Source organism: Saccharopolyspora spinosa NRRL 18395 (genome assembly GCF_000194155.1).
Lineage (GTDB): Bacteria > Actinomycetota > Actinomycetes > Mycobacteriales > Pseudonocardiaceae > Saccharopolyspora > Saccharopolyspora spinosa.
The window spans coordinates 320,569-336,943 of the sequence record NZ_GL877883.1 but is presented as its reverse complement, the minus strand read 5'-3'; the positions used below and the strand labels follow the sequence as shown (position 1 = coordinate 336,943).

At 66.9% G+C, this 16,375-nt stretch carries 21 protein-coding genes and 1 pseudogene; 11 read left to right on the top strand and 11 right to left on the bottom strand.

Annotated elements, in window-relative coordinates:
• Positions 1–539: 539 nt before the first annotated feature.
• Entirely contained in the window at positions 540–941 is a 402-nt protein-coding gene (locus SSPN_RS0139695; protein ID WP_010315943.1) for an SSI family serine proteinase inhibitor, read from the top strand.
• Positions 942–1,303: 362 nt separating this feature from the next.
• Here the strand turns inward: SSPN_RS0139695 and SSPN_RS0139690 are convergent, their stop codons facing one another.
• Positions 1,304–1,714: a hypothetical protein gene (locus SSPN_RS0139690; RefSeq protein ID WP_010315941.1), complete on the bottom strand. Its 411-nt coding sequence runs from the start codon at positions 1,712–1,714 to the stop codon at positions 1,304–1,306.
• 471 nt (positions 1,715–2,185) lie between these two features.
• On the opposite strand from SSPN_RS0139690, the gene SSPN_RS0139685 reads away from it, so the two are divergent.
• Both SSPN_RS0139685 and SSPN_RS0139680 read left to right on the top strand, forming a co-directional pair.
• On the top strand, positions 2,186–2,482 hold the full coding sequence (locus SSPN_RS0139685) for a hypothetical protein (protein WP_010315940.1): 297 nt from the start codon (positions 2,186–2,188) through the stop codon (positions 2,480–2,482).
• A gap of 269 nt (positions 2,483–2,751) precedes the next feature.
• Positions 2,752–3,075 carry a hypothetical protein gene (locus tag SSPN_RS0139680; protein ID WP_010315938.1) on the top strand — a complete coding sequence of 108 codons (324 nt, stop codon included), beginning with the start codon at positions 2,752–2,754 and terminating at the stop codon, positions 3,073–3,075.
• Positions 3,076–3,405: 330 nt separating this feature from the next.
• Here SSPN_RS0139680 and SSPN_RS0139675 read toward each other — a convergent pair whose 3' ends face one another.
• From SSPN_RS0139675 to SSPN_RS0139655, 5 genes and pseudogenes are all read right to left on the bottom strand, one after another.
• Entirely contained in the window at positions 3,406–3,726 is a 321-nt protein-coding gene (locus SSPN_RS0139675; RefSeq protein WP_010315936.1) for a hypothetical protein, read from the bottom strand.
• Between the two features lie 121 nt (positions 3,727–3,847).
• A complete protein-coding gene (locus tag SSPN_RS0139670; RefSeq protein ID WP_029536189.1) occupies positions 3,848–4,165 on the bottom strand; it encodes a hypothetical protein in 318 nt (105 codons plus the stop codon).
• 252 nt (positions 4,166–4,417) lie between these two features.
• Positions 4,418–4,717, bottom strand: coding sequence for a MoaD/ThiS family protein (locus tag SSPN_RS0139665; RefSeq protein ID WP_010315932.1), 300 nt, complete (start codon positions 4,715–4,717; stop codon positions 4,418–4,420).
• On the bottom strand, positions 4,714–5,829 hold the full coding sequence (locus SSPN_RS0139660; RefSeq protein ID WP_010315930.1) for a WD40/YVTN/BNR-like repeat-containing protein: 1,116 nt from the start codon (positions 5,827–5,829) through the stop codon (positions 4,714–4,716). Before SSPN_RS0139660 ends, SSPN_RS0139665 begins: the two co-directional genes overlap by 4 nt.
• A gap of 179 nt (positions 5,830–6,008) precedes the next feature.
• Positions 6,009–6,473 (bottom strand): annotated as a pseudogene (locus SSPN_RS0139655) (adenosine deaminase); the annotation flags it as partial.
• Between SSPN_RS0139655 and SSPN_RS57375 the strand changes: the two are divergent.
• The 3 genes from SSPN_RS57375 to SSPN_RS0139640 are packed head-to-tail and all read left to right on the top strand — an operon-like array spanning position 6,464 to position 8,074.
• Positions 6,464–6,601, top strand: a complete 138-nt coding sequence (locus tag SSPN_RS57375) for a hypothetical protein (protein ID WP_010315926.1) — start codon at positions 6,464–6,466, stop codon at positions 6,599–6,601. The pseudogene SSPN_RS0139655 and the gene SSPN_RS57375 overlap by 10 nt on opposite strands.
• A 1-nt stretch (position 6,602) precedes the next feature.
• Positions 6,603–7,343 (top strand): PfkB family carbohydrate kinase, encoded by a 741-nt coding sequence (locus SSPN_RS49800; protein WP_010315923.1) that lies wholly within the window; start codon positions 6,603–6,605, stop codon positions 7,341–7,343.
• A gap of 26 nt (positions 7,344–7,369) precedes the next feature.
• Entirely contained in the window at positions 7,370–8,074 is a 705-nt protein-coding gene (locus SSPN_RS0139640; RefSeq protein ID WP_010315921.1) for an HAD family acid phosphatase, read from the top strand.
• A gap of 76 nt (positions 8,075–8,150) precedes the next feature.
• Here SSPN_RS0139640 and SSPN_RS0139635 read toward each other — a convergent pair whose 3' ends face one another.
• The 4 genes from SSPN_RS0139635 to SSPN_RS0139620 form a co-directional block, all read right to left on the bottom strand.
• Positions 8,151–8,543, bottom strand: a complete 393-nt coding sequence (locus SSPN_RS0139635) for an ABC transporter (protein WP_010315919.1) — start codon at positions 8,541–8,543, stop codon at positions 8,151–8,153.
• Positions 8,544–8,919: 376 nt separating this feature from the next.
• Positions 8,920–9,276 (bottom strand): hypothetical protein, encoded by a 357-nt coding sequence (locus SSPN_RS0139630; protein ID WP_010315918.1) that lies wholly within the window; start codon positions 9,274–9,276, stop codon positions 8,920–8,922.
• A 66-nt stretch (positions 9,277–9,342) separates the two neighbouring features.
• Positions 9,343–9,579 (bottom strand): DUF397 domain-containing protein, encoded by a 237-nt coding sequence (locus tag SSPN_RS0139625; protein WP_029536187.1) that lies wholly within the window; start codon positions 9,577–9,579, stop codon positions 9,343–9,345.
• Positions 9,580–9,823: 244 nt separating this feature from the next.
• Positions 9,824–10,690, bottom strand: coding sequence for a helix-turn-helix domain-containing protein (locus SSPN_RS0139620; protein WP_010315913.1), 867 nt, complete (start codon positions 10,688–10,690; stop codon positions 9,824–9,826).
• Positions 10,691–10,890: 200 nt separating this feature from the next.
• Here SSPN_RS0139620 and SSPN_RS0139615 point away from each other — a divergent pair, with 200 nt between their 5' ends.
• The 3 genes from SSPN_RS0139615 (at position 10,891) to SSPN_RS0139605 (ending at position 12,958) form a co-directional block, all read left to right on the top strand.
• Positions 10,891–11,709: an SAM-dependent methyltransferase gene (locus SSPN_RS0139615; RefSeq protein WP_010315910.1), complete on the top strand. Its 819-nt coding sequence runs from the start codon at positions 10,891–10,893 to the stop codon at positions 11,707–11,709.
• 162 nt (positions 11,710–11,871) lie between these two features.
• The gene (locus SSPN_RS0139610; RefSeq protein WP_010315908.1) at positions 11,872–12,120 is read left to right on the top strand and encodes a hypothetical protein; all 249 of its coding nucleotides are present in this window, start codon (positions 11,872–11,874) and stop codon (positions 12,118–12,120) included.
• Between the two features lie 43 nt (positions 12,121–12,163).
• Positions 12,164–12,958, top strand: coding sequence for an exodeoxyribonuclease III (locus tag SSPN_RS0139605; RefSeq protein ID WP_029536186.1), 795 nt, complete (start codon positions 12,164–12,166; stop codon positions 12,956–12,958).
• 489 nt (positions 12,959–13,447) lie between these two features.
• Here SSPN_RS0139605 and SSPN_RS0139600 read toward each other — a convergent pair whose 3' ends face one another.
• On the bottom strand, positions 13,448–14,023 hold the full coding sequence (locus SSPN_RS0139600; RefSeq protein WP_010315905.1) for a dihydrofolate reductase family protein: 576 nt from the start codon (positions 14,021–14,023) through the stop codon (positions 13,448–13,450).
• A gap of 90 nt (positions 14,024–14,113) precedes the next feature.
• On the opposite strand from SSPN_RS0139600, the gene SSPN_RS0139595 reads away from it, so the two are divergent.
• A complete protein-coding gene (locus SSPN_RS0139595; protein WP_010315903.1) occupies positions 14,114–14,683 on the top strand; it encodes a TetR/AcrR family transcriptional regulator in 570 nt (189 codons plus the stop codon).
• Positions 14,684–15,105: 422 nt separating this feature from the next.
• Positions 15,106–16,140: a methyltransferase domain-containing protein gene (locus tag SSPN_RS48135; protein ID WP_187764727.1), complete on the top strand. Its 1,035-nt coding sequence runs from the start codon at positions 15,106–15,108 to the stop codon at positions 16,138–16,140.
• Positions 16,141–16,375: the final 235 nt, after the last annotated feature.

Here is a 16,375-nt window from a genome sequence, read left to right as displayed (position 1 = left end):
TGATCTCCACCGGCATATGCACGGTGCGGCGCACCGGATGAGGATCTCCGTCCGGGGCAATATGCTGCGTTGTGCAGCAGCTCGTCGTGCGGCGGCGTCGGAAACGATCACGCGATCGGCGACCGCAGCCCGTTTGGTGTCGGATCGTGACTACGTTGCGTTCGTCGCTCGTGTGCTGCATTCGATTTGCGGATGATCGACACCGAAGCGACGAGCCGAAGAAGCGACGAGCCGAACTCGATTAGTGGACAAATCTACGTGAAATTCCGTCGCTTATTGTCGGACTCGAAACGCTGGTGAGCTAATGGGAGCTACCCGGCGTCGTCAGGTGCCCGGTGCCGTCGCCGAGTTAGATCGTCGTCGGCAGTCGCCGTAGATCTTCCGGGAACGAATTAGCGCCTCTTTGGTGGCTGGTGGTGATGATCACCGCTTCGAGGGAATCCGATCGGTGATCGTTTGCGGCTCACGCGGAGAGCTCGTTCCGGGTGCGGTAAGGAAGACGGGGGTTTCCATTCCGGCCAGGACGGAGGATGCACGAAATGACCGAATCTCGGTTGCTCGGCCGCGGTGTCGTCGGCGTTGTCTTCGCTGCGGTGGTGCTGGTTCCAGGGCTTGCCGCGGCCGCGTCCGGCGATGACGCGGAACAGAGCACGCTCAAGCTGACGGTGACGGAGTCCCAGGAGTCCCGGACTGTCACCCTGAACTGCGACCCGGCGAGCGGGGACCACCCGCGGGCGTCCGTCGCGTGCGACGAATTGCACCGGGTTGAAGGGAAGTTCGAGAGGTTGGACCCGGGGCAGCCGAAGAACTGCACCAAGGAAAGCCGGCAGACCACCGCATCCGCGGAGGGGACCTGGCGCGGCCAGCCGGTCGGCTACCAGGTATTGCTGGCCAATCCCTGCGAGCTGAAGGCCGCGACCGGTTCCGTGTTCGCCTTCTGAGCTCACGAATTACCGAGCGCCCGCCGGCCAGAACATTTGCCAGAGCGCGCTCATGATGTCTTCGCCACTCCCCACGGATTGCCGAAAGGCAGGGAGTGCAGCGTAAAAGTCGCCGCCCGTGGTCCAGATGCGCACGCCACGCGGCGGAACCAAGGCGGAATCGCATTTTGGAGGGTGCGACTCTGGCTCTCCGGTCCGCCTGCGCCGCACTCTCACAGTGGCTTCACCGGCTCCCCGGTGGAGCCACTGATCTATTTCCGAGATCGGGTGCGCAGCACTGCCGATGAGCACTGTAGATGAGCACGGCAAAAAGTCGGGGAGCGGGACTGTTCCCGCTCCCCGAAATGATTGCGACACCTGTCCTAGCAGTGTCCAGTGATGGTCCGGTCGACGACGACCGTCGGACCCGTCTTCACGACGAGCCGGGAGCCTCCGTTGTTGGCGACGGTGACGCTGTTGATGGACACCCCGCCGCCGCTTACTGAGCCGCTGGCCCGCACGTTTCCGTCCACTGCCACGGAGTACGCAACCGTCTGGCGGTCATTTGTGGCGCTCCGGAACGTCAGCCGCACCGTGGTGAGACTTCCTTGTCCCACAGCATCTTTCAGCATTTTCCCAACGATAGGCAGGTCCGCGTTGCGCAGGCACTGGGCTTCGCTCACCTCCACGTGAAGCGGTGGTCCGGCCCAGGCGGTGGCGGCGGCCACCGAGGCGCCGGCGGTCAGCGTCCCGAGCGCGGCCAGCACGACCGCCGTCTTTCGGCGAATTTCCATGACTTGCCTCCTGAAACGAAGTTCGTATCGGGATCAGCAACAAACGCTAGGGGCGGTTCGTGCGATGTGCGCGCGAGCGTCCCTTTCTTGGTCCAAACGGGCGATATGGCTCAAGTCGGCGACGTCGATCGTGTTGCGCAAGTCCTTATCGCGCAATGTCTTTTGGGCTCCTGTTCTTGATCATTTCGTGATCGGGAGCGGTGGATTCTACGTCTTGATCCTTTTTGCGGCAGTCGCAATTGCTTCATCTGATCAGTTGAGTTGTGCGGTTGAGATCGGCCCGGCCGAACGACGCTGCGTAGTCGTGCATCCGCAAGGGTGGCGAGAGATTCTCTTTGGTGTGGCCCGACATGCCGGACCCCCCATGTCAATGGCAACGTTTCTCCTGCCGGTCGGTGCACCCCCCAATCCCCGGAATTCCGGGGAACTCAAGCCGACCTGGTTGTGTCCAACATGGATGGGAGTTAAGGAATGCGTACTTCGATTCGCCTTCTCGGTGTTACCGCCGCTGCGGCCGCGCTGCTCGCGATGGGCTCGCCTGCCTTTGCCGGCGGGCACGGCAAGGGGCACGGGAAGGACGACCACTCGGTGACCTACTCCGAGGCCAACGGCGGCAACGGCAAGGGCGGCAACGGCGGCATCGGCGTGAACGTCCTCTGTGGCATCGGTGTCGGTATCCTGGGCGAGGGCAAGGGCTCCTGCTCGGCCGGTAACGGCGGCAACGGCACCGGCGGCGACGCCGAAGCCACCTCGTACGACGAGGACTGACGCCGACCCGGGCGCTGGTAGCCCGGAGCGTCGATTTTGGAGCGTGTCGACCGGTCTGTGCGCCGGTCGGCACGCTCTTTCTTTTGCGGACACAACGAAGTTGATCGCACCTCTGGGTGACTGGGGGTGCGATCTGCATGTCGTTGGAGGGGTTCTGCCGACTCTGGTGAAAGGGTCCACGCGTTGATCTCGGCACCCGCCGGACTTCCCTCGGGCTTCACCGGCGGGGCTGTTCAACCAAGTGGTATCCATCCAGATTGGAGTCTGCAGTGCGCAAGTCTGTTCGTGTTCTGTTCGCCGGGACCGCCGCGGTCGGATTGCTCGCGATGGGAGGGTCTCCGGCGCTGGCCGCCAAGGGCAAGGAAAAGACGTCGGACGACGACTCCACCGTCACGGCCGCGGCCGAAGGTGGTAAGGGCGGCAACGGCGGTAACGGCGGCTTCGGGATCAACGTGTGCCCGTCGATCGCATTGTTGTCGCCGGCGAAGGCGAACTGCGGTGCCGGCAACGGCGGCAGCGCCAACGGTGGCGACGCGGAAGCCTATGCGGAAGACGACAGCAAGGACCGGACGTACTCCAGCGACGACGAGTGATCCTGGAGCTTCCTGGCGAAGGGGGTCGCGGGTTCCGCGTCGGTCTTCCGGTCGGGAGGCCGACGCGCCGCGTCCGAGTTTCGAGTTGGTAGCGGGTAGGCCGTGTCCGAGAAATCCCACGGCCTGCCCGCTTTTCGAGCGTAACGCCGCTGTGCCGGTGCCCCTGGCTGAAGTGGCGAAAGCGCCCGCATCGGGCGACTGGCGCCACTCGGCCACGTAGCTCAGGCCACAGTGGATGATCGGGTTGAGTCGATTTCTTCAGTGCACGTGAAAATGTGTCGGTCTCCTTGCGGAGACCGACACATTTATCTTTTGCACAGCGGGCGAGTTTCAGTCGTCGTCTTCGCTGTTCTCCTCGGCAACCGCGGTCGAGTGCCCGTCGGTGCTCCCGCCGTTCGGCGCGACCGAGCATTGGGCGGTGATCTGACCGCCGGTGAGGGAGATCGGTCGGCAGATGCTGAAACCCTGGCCGGCTTCACCCGCGCTACCGGGCGTCTCCTTGGTGCTTTCGGCCGCGACCGCCTGGGGCAGCATGCTCGTCGCCAGCACGCCGAGGCCGAGTGCGGTTGCAGTGCTGAGGATGCGAACAGAAGTGATCATCGGTGTTCCTTTTCGCGTCGTCGCTCCGGACACGCCGACCGGATCGTCCACCGGTCGGCGTTCCTGGCCGGGCGAAGACCTCGTATCGGGTAGGCCCCGGGTTGATCAGCGCTCGGTCCTGCTCCCGTTCGGGCGGGAGCGCCCGGGCTGAACCGGACCCGCGAGGTCGGCGTCAGTCGTCGGACTGCTCGGTGTCCCGACTGTCGTCTTCCGCATAGGCTTCCGCGTCGCCGCCGTTGGCGTTGCCGCCCTTGCCTGCGGAGCAGTTGGCCTCGGCCTTCGCGAAGATGCTGATCGCCGGGCAGATGTTCAGGCCAAACCCGCCGTTGCCGCCGTTCCCGCCGTTGCCGCCCTGGGCTGCGGCCGTGACGACGGAGTCGTCGTCCGACTCCTTGGCCTTGCCCTTCGCGGCGAGGGCCGGGGACGCACCCATCGCGAGCAGGCCCACGGCGGCGACTCCGGCGAGAAGGGCACGTGCTGAACTGCGCATGTCAGACTCCGATCTGGTTGATTTCCGATGGCGTGCTCGGATTCCGGGGAGCCGGGCCCGGTCGCACGAATGACGCGGCAAACCTTCCACCGTGGCCGAAAATCGACACGCCAACACGCCGAAGCGCCCGCCCTACCACCCATTAGTTGAACGGGCACGTCGAGCACCACGATCTGGTCCAATATGGACAGCTGGTCACATCCATCACTTGCGGATGGGACAACCAGTTCGGTTCGAGCGGGTGGGGCTCGGTCAGCCACCCGCCATAGCGCCGACGATCAGGTACGGCTCCTCGCCCGCTGCCACCTCTTCCGGGAGCGGGGCGTCCGGCGACTCGTGGGAGAGGTCCCGCTCGCAGGCGAAGAAGCGGATGAACGCTCGGCGCAGCTGGGTTTCCTGGTCACGGATGGTGCCGCGCAGCATCGGATAGTGGGCTTCGAGCGCGTCGAGCACCGCGCGCTGCGTGGGCGGGCCGTCAACGTCCAGCTCGATCTCGCGGTCCGCGATCTTGGCGAGCGTCCGCAGGTGGGCGGGGAGCGCGATCCTGATCATGGCAGCGTCTGCACCTCGACGGACAGCACCGCCGGCAGGTCCCGGACGATCGGCCGCCAGCTGTCCCCGGCGTCGGGCGACACGTACACCTGGCCGCCGGTGGTGCCGAAGTAGATGCCGCACTTCTCCAGCGAGTCCACCGCCATCGCGTCCCGCAGCACGTTGACGTAGCAGTGGTTCTGCGGCAGGCCCTTGGTCAGCGGCTCCCACTCGCCGCCGCCGGTCCGGCTGCGGTAGACGCGCAGCCTGCCCTCGGGCGGGTAGTGCTGCTCGTCGCTCTTGATCGGTACGACGTACACCGTGTCCGGTTCGTGGGCGTGCACGTCGATCGGGAAGCCGAAGTCGGTCGGCAGGTCGCCGCTGATCTCGTACCAGGAATCGCCGGCGTCGTCGCTGCGCATCACGTCCCAGTGCTTCTGCATGAACAGCACGTTCGGACGTTCGCGGTGCAGGGCGATGCGGTGCACGCAGTGGCCGACCTCCGCGTCCGGGTCGGGAATGCCCTCGGAGTGGAGGCCGTGGTTGATCGGTTGCCAGCTCTTGCCGCCGTCGTCGGTCCGGAAGGCGCCCGCCGCCGAGATCGCGGTGAAGAGCCGGTTCGGGTTGTCCGGCGCGTGGATGATCGTGTGCAGGCACATCCCGCCTGCGCCCGGCTGCCAGCCGGAGGCGGAGTCGTGTTCGCGCAGCGCGCGCAGTTCCTGCCAGGTCTGGCCGCCGTCGGTGGTGCGGAACAGCGCGGCGTCCTCGACCCCGGCATGCACGGTGTCCGGGTCGGTCGGCGACGGCTCGAGGTGCCAGACCCGCTCGAACTCCCAGGGGTGCGGCGTGCCGTCGTACCACTGGTGCGTGCCGGGGGTGCCGTCGTAGGAGAATTGGTTGCCGACTGGTTCCCAGGTCAGGCCGCCGTCGTCGGAGCGCTGGATTAACTGGCCGAACCAGTCGAGCGACGGCGATGCGTACAGCCGGTCGGGGTTGGCTGGCGAGGCCTTGAGGTGGTACAGCTGCCAGCCACCGAAGAGCGGGCCGCTGATGTCCCACTGCTCGCGGGCGCCGTCCGCGGTGAGGATGAACGCGCCCTTGCGGGTGCCGACGAGAACTCGGACACGACTCATGAGGAACACCTGCTCAACACCGGAATGCTTGTTCGATGTCGGCCACCGTAGGACCATGAGCCGTTCGTGTCTTCTCGATCTTGTGACTCGGCGTCCCGGCGAAGCGTCCCGGCGAAGCGTCCCGGCGAAGCGCTGCTGTCCCGGGTGGGCGTTCGGCGAGCTGAGCGCCCGTGAGTTTCCTAAGTCAACCCCTGGTTTGTGTTGATCGTGGTGGCTTGGTGGGTGGCGGGGCCGAACAGCGACTCCGAGCGCAGGGCCGCGTGGCCGGGCTTGAGCACCTCGTTGATCAGCGCGAGGCGCTGGTCGAACGGGATGAAGACCGACTTCATCCCGTTCACCGTGAACCACTGCGGGTCGTCGAGCGCGAAGTGGAAGTGGTCGACGAGCTCGGTGAACTCGCTGGTCATCGAGGTCTGGCTCATCAGCCGGTTGTCGGTTTTGACCGTGACCCGGAAGTTCAGCCGCCGCAGCAGCGCGATCGGGTGCGCGGCGACCGAGGGAACGGTTCCGGTGTGCACGTTCGACCGCGGGCACCTCTCCAGCGGGATGCGCCGGTCCCGCACGAACGACGCCAGCCGGCCGAGCTTGGCGGTGCCGTCGTCGGCGACCTCGATGTCATCCACGATGCGCCCGTGTGGCCACCTCGATCACCGCGTTCGCGGCGAAGATCCTGGACCAGTACTTCGGCTTCTACGAGCAGAACGTGTTCGGCGACCGCAGCGCGGCCTGCCACGACGTCATCCCGGCGCTGGCTCCGGTACGTCTCGGTTGACGTGGACACCGGCGACGGGCTGGGCCGCCGCGCGACCGTCGCCGACGTCCGCGGGCAGTATCGGGACTTCCTCGCCCAGGACGGCGTGCACCTGCGCGTGGTGCTGGAAACCGGCGGCAACTTCGCCGACCTGCTCGCCGACCGGTTGTGCGCCGACCCGGCGCCGTCCCGCCGCGTCGTGACGATCACCGAGGAAGGAAGTGCGATGTCGCGCACCCATGACGTCGTCGTGGTCGGCTCGCTGAACATCGATCTGACCGCGCGCGTGCACCGCCGCCCGCTGCCGGGCGAAACGGTGCAGCCCGCCGCGTTTCGGAGACCGGAGAGAACAGCATCATCGTTCGTGTCCGCAGCGGCCAACGCGCGGCTCTCGCACGAAGGCCGGGAAATCCTCCGGTGCAATGGTTTTCAGGCGCCGACCGAGAACGTCGTGCACGCGGCGGAGCTGCGCCGGGTCGGTGCGCGTTCGGTGGTGGTCACCTTCGGGGCGGATGGTGCGGCCGTCGCGGATGCCGCCGACGCCGAGGAAATCCCAGGAGTCCCGGTCGACGCGGTGGACACCACCGGAGCGGGTGATGCTTTCGCCGCAACCGTGGCTTGGCTCCGCAGCCTGGTCGATCTGCGTCCCTCTGCCGTGCATTGGGCGACCCGCGTGGGAGCTTGCAGCGTGCAACACTGCGGTGCGCAAGCGTCCTATCCCGTGCTCGACCGCGTGCTGAGCGGACCCGGGCTGCCGGATTAGTCCCCGCCGCTAGGAGGTTCCTCATCGTGTCCGATCGAAAGTCCGCCGCACTCCCCAGGATCGCCTCGTCCTTCGCCCTGCTCGGAGTGCTCGTCACCGGCTGCGCCGCTGCCCAGGGTGCCGAAGGCGCGAAGGCTGGCGAACCCCCGAACCTGACGGACCTCAAGGAGTCCATCGTGGACTACCGCGATTCGGGGCGGTGGGACGCCGACATCGCCGAGGCCGACCGGCGCGGCCAGGACTATCTGGCCAAGCGCCTGGAGCAGGGCGTGTCGAAACCGGCGATCGTGCTGGACATCGACGACACCAGCGTGTCCACCTACGGGTACGAGAAGGACATCAACTTCGGCTTCGACCAGGAGTCGTCCGACGAGTACGTGCTCGCGCGCGGGCCCGTCGGGATCGCCGCGACAAGGGACCTGGTGCGATTCGCGGACTCCCACGGCGTCGCGATCTTCTTCGTCACCGGCCGTCGGGAGAGCCCGCAGATGCGCGAGGCCAGCCTGCTGGACCTCGAGGAGGAGGGCTACCCCGAGCCCGACGGCCTGTACCTGCGGCCGACGGACGACCACCGGCCGTCGGTGGTGCCGTACAAGAGTGGTACCCGCGCCGAAATCGAGCGGCAGGGCTACCAGATCATCCTCAGCGTCGGCGACCAGGAGTCCGACCTGGCCGGCGGCCACGCCGAACGCGGCGTGAAGCTACCCAACCCCATGTACAAACTCCCCTGACCTGCGCTCGGCGCCGACCCATGCACGGGTCGGCGCCGAGTCCTGTGTGGAGCGGCCGGCGAAGAACTCCAGCGCCTCAGACGGTCATCTCGAGCACATCGCCAATCGACCTGCCGTCCAGCCGGTGGGCGAGGACGTCCACGGTGAGCCGGCGGCCCTGGCAGGATTCGCGGGTCGAGGCGATGCCGTCCACGAACGACAGGTCCGTGTAGATGACGCCCGTGCCCTCCCCGGTTTCGCACGCGCCCGCAGAGTTCGCGCTGAACAGCGCCGGGCTCACGCCATCGGCCCGGGCGAACGCTTTGCGGATCGGGTCCAGCGCGCCGCTGTAGGTCGCGGTGGTGGAGCGACGGTTCGCGGTCGGAGCCAACTGGTCGATGACGATCCGCGGCGGGTTGCTGGGTGCTGAAGACGCCGTGCACCAGGCTGAACTTGCCGGAGCTGGCGACGCGCTGATCGCGGTGACCACCCCGGGATCTCCAGGCTGAGGCCGCGCAGGTTGTGCAGGTCCCCGCCGGACACAGCCACCGTCCCGGTCGGCCGGCGTACCTCGTCCTTTAGCTCGGTCCGCGCCGCCAGGTGCTGCCCGGTCAGCGTTCCGGCCGCCGCCGGGCGCGAGCCATGCTCGAAGTCGCGCCAGCCTCCTGCACCATTACCTCGGTCCTGACGGCTTTTCGCCTTGCGCGGCGGGAAATTTTCCGATCGAGCTCCCGCGCCGGGGCACCGTCACGCGGGAACTCGATCGGTTCGGGAACCCGGTTCCGGGGGCGCGGTCCACAGAGGACTCCGGCACCGGGTCTGGGCGAGGTCTGGGGCGGCGGACCTGGGCGGTCCACCCCAGTGGGTCAGGCGGAGGCGGCCAGCCAGGCTGAGCGGCCCGCGTGGGTCGGCAGCCAGTAGCCCTTGGGCTGGGCGCTGAGCTCCGGGGCCGGCTCGGACAGCGCGAGCAGTTCGGCGATCACCTCGCGCGCCGGGCCGGTGGTGCGCCACAGGACCTTGCTCGGGAAGAGCACATCAGGCTCGTCACCGGGGATCCGCGCCGCGTCGGCGTCGTGCTCGCCGAAGAGCTGCAGGATGTCGAAAACCCCGTGATGGATGCGGATTCCCACCACGGCGACCAGACCGCCGTTGGTGTCGCGAGGGTGCGCGAACTGGAAGTCGCGGGCTACCAGGGCTTGCAGGCCGTTGGTAATCTCGTTCATGGCGCCACCGAGTTTCGTCGTCAAGGGCTTCAACCGTGGCTCCGCGCGGAGCGTCGGCGCGGCTCGTCAGACGATCAAGTCGTCGAACTCGCCGTCCTTGGCACCGTGCAGGAATGCGGCGATCTCATCCCGGCTGTAGACCAGAGCTGGACCCTCGGGGTAACGCGAGTTTCTGACGGCGATCCCGCCGTCGACCAACGGTGCCAATTCGACGCAGTTGCCCACCGCTCCACTGTGGCGGCTCTTTCGCCACACCACGTTGGGAAGCTGCTGTGCGGGCATACCGTTCTGGATGTTCGTCATCCGAACCCACCCTTCCCCGACTAATGCTGCACGATCATATGCACGTGCAGATGATCGTGCAGCCAAGTTAGCAGGTGCAGATGCACGGTTGAATGCACGTGCATCTCAATGAGACCTCGATCACTCTTTTGGGTCAGTTTCGTAACCTTGACGGTAATGCGTCGTTAGCGCGCGGACACCCTGAGCCGATATTCGGGGCACAAAAAGCCACGGCTGGAGGATGTCCGGCGGTGGTGGCTGGACGTCAGCTGTGCTTCAGGGCCTGCAGCAGCGTCTTGCGGGTCTCCTCCGGGGTCTCCGCGTCGACCGCGAGCCGGTGGCTGACCTTGCTGTACACCTCGACCTCGTCCGGCCTGTCCAGGTACAGCGCGCCGCAGAGGTGTTCCAGATAGACGATGTCCGGCAGCTCCGGCTCGGCGAAGCGCAGTATCGTGAACGCGCCCTCCGCGCCGGACCTGCCGAGCTCGAACGGCAGGATCTGCAGCGTCACCGCGGACATCGCCGTCGCATCGAGCAGGAACTGGATCTGCTCGCGCAGCACTTCCCGGCCGCCGATCGGCCGGTGCAGTACCGACTCGTCTATCACCGCCCACAACCGCGGCGCCTTCGGTTGGGTGAACAGCTTCTGGCGCTGCATGCGTAGCCGGACGCGCCGGTCCAGCTCGTCCGCCGGGAACTCGGGGCGGCCCTGGATAGCGACCGCGCGGGCGTATTTCTCGGTCTGCAGCAACCCCGGCACGAACTGGATCTCGTAGGTCTGGATGCGGGCAGCCGATTCCTCCAGGCCGACGTAGTCCTGGAACCATGACGGCATCAGGTCGTTGAAGCGGTGCCACCAGCCGGGTTCGTTCGACCGGCGCACCAGGTCCAAAAAGGACTCGTGCTCCGACTCGTCGGTCACGCCGTAGAGGTTGAGGAGGTCGGCGACGTCGCGCTCCTTGAAACCGACCCGGCCCAGTTCGAGGCGGCTGATCTTCGATCCTGAGCCGCGGATGGAGTATCCGGCGTCCTCTCGGGAGATGCCGCTCGCCTCGCGCAATCGGCGCAGCTGGCTGCCCAGCACGAGACGGCGGGCGGTGGGGCCGCTTCCCGTGGCACTGTCCAAGGCCACGCGAAACCTCCTGTGGAATGGGCTCTACGACCCACTGTCGCGATCCAGTGGTTGAACGTTACGCGGAGGGATAGTAGTGGAATCCAGCCGCAGGTCGAGTGCCTTACCCGGATTGGCGGTATCTGCCCACCTGCAACGTTATCGTTGTTTGATCACCTAACCTGGTCAGCGTCGGGGAGGCAATGGGGTTGGTGAGTGGCATGACACAAACCGGAGATGGGTGCGCGGGTGGTATCGACCCCACGCGGCCGAGCATCGCGCGCGTCTACGACGCGATCCTCGGTGGCAAGGACAACTACGCGGCGGACCGGGTGCTGCGCGACGAGTTGGCCGAGGTCGCCCCGACGCCCGGCGCTTTGGCCAAGGACAACCGTGCTTTCCTGCAGCGGGTCACCCGGTACCTGGCCGGGACGGTCGGGATCGAGCAGTTCCTGGACTGCGGTTCGGGGTTGCCGACGTTGGAGAACACGCACGAGGTGGCGCAGCGGGTCAACGCCGACGCGATCGTCGTCTACGTCGACAACGATCCGACCGCGATCGTGCACGGGCGCGCCCTGCTCGTGGAGAACGACAGGACGCACTTCGTCGCGGCGGACATCACGGATCCGGAGCGGCTGCTCAGAGACCGGGCTGTTGCCAGGGGGCTGGACTGGTCCCAGCCCATCGGGCTTTTCCTGTTCAGCACGCTGCACCACATCTCCGACCAGCACCGGCCGCGAGAACTCATGGCGCGCTACATCGACGCGCTGCCGTCCGGTTCGTACGTGGCGCTCAGTCACTTCTGCCGGCCCGAGGACGCCGAGGCGTTCGAGCTGGCCGGTGAGATCGAGCGGGCTTACTTGGGGGCGATGGGCACCGGCTGGTTCCGGTCCCGCGAGGAGATCGGTGGCTACTTCGGCGGGCTCGACGTTCTCGAGCCGGGCCTGGTGCCGGTGGCGAAGTGGTGGCCGGACGGGCCCGGCGAGCCGCTGAACGCCTTCCGCCGCCTGCTGGTCGGCGGAGTCGCCCGCAAGTCCTGACCGGCTCCGGTCAGTACTCGTTGGTTTCGGCCGTCGTGGGGTGGTCGTGCCAAGTCGCGATCACCGACGAACCGTGTTGGCCCGCGGAGCCCCGCTACGTCCACACCGTGCGGGGCGTCGGCGTGAAACTCGTGGCACCGGACGAGGCGCACGATCGTCCTAGTGGCGCTGGCGGTGACCTCGATGGTCGCGCTGGCGTTCCTGATAGCGCTTGGCCTGAGGATCAAGGAGATGGCTGGCGACCAGGCGATGTCCGACGCCGAGCGGCAGGCCGTCGCGCTGGCGCCGGTGCTGGCCACCACGACCGATCCGGCACTGGCGGGGAAGGCTGTCGCCAGCACCCGCGCCGGGCAGGCCGGGCGGCTCGCCGTCCCGCACGTCGAAGAAGGTCGCTCCAGCGGGGCGGGGTGACCGGTGGGGTTGATCGCCGGTGCCGGTGGTTACCCTCGGTGGCGTGCTGACTGTGTCGACCGTGAACGTCAACGGCCTGCGCGCCGCCGCCAAGAAGGGCTTCGTGGAGTGGCTCGCCGCCACGCGAGCCGACGTGATCTGCATGCAGGAGACCCGCGCGGAGGCCGACCAGCTCACGTCCGAGGTCCGGGAACCCGCCGGTTGGCACACCGTGCTGGCCCCGAGCTCGGCGAAGGGCCGTGCCGGGGTGGCGATCTACAGCCGCGCGGAGCCGGCGGCGGTGCGCATCGGCTTCGGCTCGGCGGAGTTCGACGAGAGCGGCCGGTACGCGGAGATCGACCTGCCGGGCGTCGTGGTGGCCAGCCTCTACCTACCCAGCGGCGACGTCGGCACCCCGCGCCAGGACGAGAAGGAACGCTTCATGAAGGAGTTCCGCGCGTACCTGGGCGACCTGCGGGAACGCGCCGCGGCGGAGGGCCGCGAGGTGCTGGTGTGCGGCGACTGGAACATCGCCCACCAGCAGATCGACCTGAAGAACTGGAAGTCCAACCAGAAGGAAGCGGGCTTCCTGCCGGAGGAGCGGGCCTGGCTGACTGAGGTCTTCGACAGCGGCTACGCGGACGTGCTCCGCCGCCTCCACCCGGAAGGCCCGGGCCCTTACTCCTGGTGGTCCTACCGGGGAAAGGCCTTCGACAACGACTCCGGCTGGCGCATCGACTACATCGTCAGTTCGCCCGGCCTGGCAAGTCGCTGCACGGATGCGTACGTGGAGAAGGCTGCGAGCTATGACCAGCGCTGGTCGGACCACGCACCGGTGACGGCGGCCTTTGACTTCTGACCCGTCTCGTTCCCGATGACGGGTACCAGCTCGACGACACCGGACGCGGAAAGGTGTAGGGCTCTCCGCTGAAAGCGGCGGCAATGAGAAAACGCCCGGCGGCAATGGCAGCTGTCCCGCCTGCGCGTCTGCCCCCGTTGCAGCCCCAGCTGCGGCAGCCCCTTGCTGGTCGGCTGCTCGGTCGAGGTGTGTGACGGCAAGGCAACTGGGGACGCCGACATCTTGAAGGCTGGCGGAACGCGCGACGTCGGCAGCGCTGGCGCGGACCGAAAACACAGTACCGGTCGGATCATGGCTGGTGACGGTCGTCTTCGACGTCTGAGTGTGCCTCCGACGCCCGTGAAGCGCGGGTGAACCCGAATTCGCCGATTTCGTATCCAGTGTGGACAAATTTGCCGAAGCTTGCCGTGCTGACCTGGTTCGACCGGATCGCGGTGCCGGCCGGCTCGTGGACCTCCTCCAGTACCTGTCCTGACCCGCTTCGGCCGGTCAGGACTTGGTGTACGTCAGGTGCATCACTCCGCTGTTGAAGACGTGGGTGTCGGCGAGGTCGTACTGCTCGGGCGCGAAATCGCCGCCGAAGAGCGGGATTCCGGCGCCGGCGACCACCGGGTGCAGCTTGATGATCAGTTCGTCGATCTCCGGTCGCAGCGCCGCCGCGAGCTTTCCGCCGCCGCAGAGCCAGATTCCCATGCCTTCTTCCCGTTTCAGCTCCCGCACCCGTTCGACCGGGTCGGTGGCGACGAATTCCACCGTGGGGTCCGGGCTTTCGGTGATGCTGCGGGAGAACACGATGCTGCGCAGGTGCTGGTAGGTGTTCGTCATCCCTTCCCGCGCACCGATTTCCCAGCTGCCGCGCCCTTGCAGGACCGTGTCGAAGTGCTTGTTCGGCGCGTCGGTGAGGCCGATCAGCGGGCGGATGTGCGTTGGCATGATTTCCGGGTACTCCTCGCGGAGAAAGGTGCCGTGGTCGCCTTCGTGCAAGAAGAAGTCCGGGTTGTCGTTGGCCGGGCTGGTGATGTAGCCGTCGATGGTCGATGCGACCAGGTAGGTGAGCTTTCGCATGGATGCCTCCCACAAGAACCACTTCGTATGTAGTGCTTCAAATGTAGTACTATGCACGTAGTGGTCGCAAGTGGGTTTCTTGGAGGAGCGATGGTGCAGAACCCGGCACGGCGAACGGCCCTGGTCGACGCGGCCATCGAGGTGCTGGCGCGCGACGGTGCGCGCGGCCTGACTTTCCGCGCCGTCGACGCGGAAGCCGGGGTGCCGAAGGGCACGGCGTCGAACTACTTCGCCAGCCGCGATGACCTGCTCAACCAGGTAGGCGCGCACATCCACCAACGACTGACAATCGACCCGGCGCAGCACGGTTCGGCCGACCAGGCGCCGTCGGTGGAACTGCTGACCGAGCTGATGCGCGCGCTGTTCCACCACATCTCGGACGACCGCACCGGCTGGCTCGCGCTGCTGGAACTGCGCCTGGAAGCGACCCGGCGTCCCGAGCTCCAAGCGGCGTTGACGGAAACCCTGCGAGCCAACCTGCACGCGAATATCGAGGGTCGCCGCGAATCGGGAATCCCCGGCGACGACATGACGACGGTGCTGCTCTACTACGCGATGACGGGCCTGATCGTGGAACACCTGACGGTGCCCGAAGTCCTGGCGCCGTTCAACGCGGATGACCTGATCGCCACCTTCGTCAACCGCTCCCTGGCACCCTGACGGCCTTCGGGGTTCACGCGGTTGTGCTACTCCGGTGAGCCGTTTTGCCTAGTACTGCTGCCAAAATGTGCCTCGAAAGCGTGATCCTGTTGCATTTTCAGGAAAATCCTCCCCACCGACGTGCTCTCATTGACGGCGCCGTAACGCTCGGTGAATTGGCCCGTGCTGTGCGACGACGGGCCTGATCGATTGGGAGGTCGGAATGGGCAAGCGGGACGCGGACCGCGACGGCCAGGGCGAAGCCCAACCGGAGAAGTGGGAGAACTGGGGGAACAAGGACGACGGCAACAAGCACGAAGGCGACGACGAGTAGGCGGCACGACGAAGTGACCGCTTGGCGCGATCGGCTCGGTGTACCGCGCGATCGGTTCATCCCGCCCGAGGTGTGGGTCGATGACCCCGTCACGGGCGGGTTCGTCTCGGTGTCCAGGAAGATCGACCAGGCGCGGTGGCGAGAACTGGTCGAGGCCGACGAGCCGATCATCACGCAGGTCGACGACGGCAAGACCCGGCCCGGAGCCGTCGGGTTTCAGCCGACCAGCTCGTGCAGCAAGCCGTCGCTCGTGGCCGACATGCTCGACGCCCTCCAGGTGGAGGACGGCCATCGGGTGCTGGAGATCGGCACGGGAACCGGCTGGAACGCGGCGAACCTCCGCGAGCGCGTGGGCGACGACGGGCAGGTGACCTCGCTCGAGGTGGACCTCGAGCTCGCCGAGCAGGCGGTCCGAGCGCTGACCGGCGCGGGGAGCGCGGTCTTGGTGGTGACCGCGGACGGGACCAAGGGCTACCCGGATCGCGCGCCGTACGACCGGCTGATCGCCACCGCTTCCGTGCGCCGAGTTCCCCGGGCTTGGATCGAGCAGGCAGTTCCCGGCGCCGTGATCGTGACGCCGTGGGGCACCGACTACTGCAACGGCACGCTTCTCCGGCTCACCGTGCCGGGGGACGGTTCGGCGTGGGGGAGATGCGGCAAGAACCTCCGGTTCATGCGGGTTCGCGATCAGCGCCGCGAATTCCTCGACCCGTCCGGCGCGGAAATATCCGGCGCCGACAAGGGGACAACACTGCGAAGCGCACGGGAACTCTTCGAGATGACGGAGTTCTCGCGCGCAGCGTTCACCATCGGGCTTCGCGTCCCGAGCTGCTACCTCACCATCGAGGACATCGACGCCGATCACCGGCACATCGAACTGCACGACGTCCGCACGGCGTCGTGGGCGCGCGTGGTCATGGCACGCGGGGCCGACTTCGAGATCTACCAGCTCGGTCCGCGCCGGCTTTGGGACGAGGCCGACGCCGCGTACGCCTGGTGGCTCGAATCGGGTCTCCCGTCGCCTGACCGGTACGGGCTCACAGTCACGGTGAACGGTACCCACGAGGTGTGGTTGGACGAACCGACCAGCGAGCACCGGTGGACAGTGCAGGGTCTAAAACCTGGTGGCGGATGTTCACCTTGAATGGCGGATTACTGGCGGATCCGCCACCGCAGTGAGACGCGATACACCGTAGGAAGCGATTGCCACACGATCGTGCTGATGGTGGCACTGAGGATGATCAGCAGTGGAGCGATGCTCCTGCTGACATGCTGGAATCGGCGAGACTGCGGCGTCGCTTCCGCTGGCAGGTTCCCTTGCGCCGACCTTCCGCATGCTTCGTGCGAGCGCTCGCTGGTGCTCAACGGCGCGAGCCCAC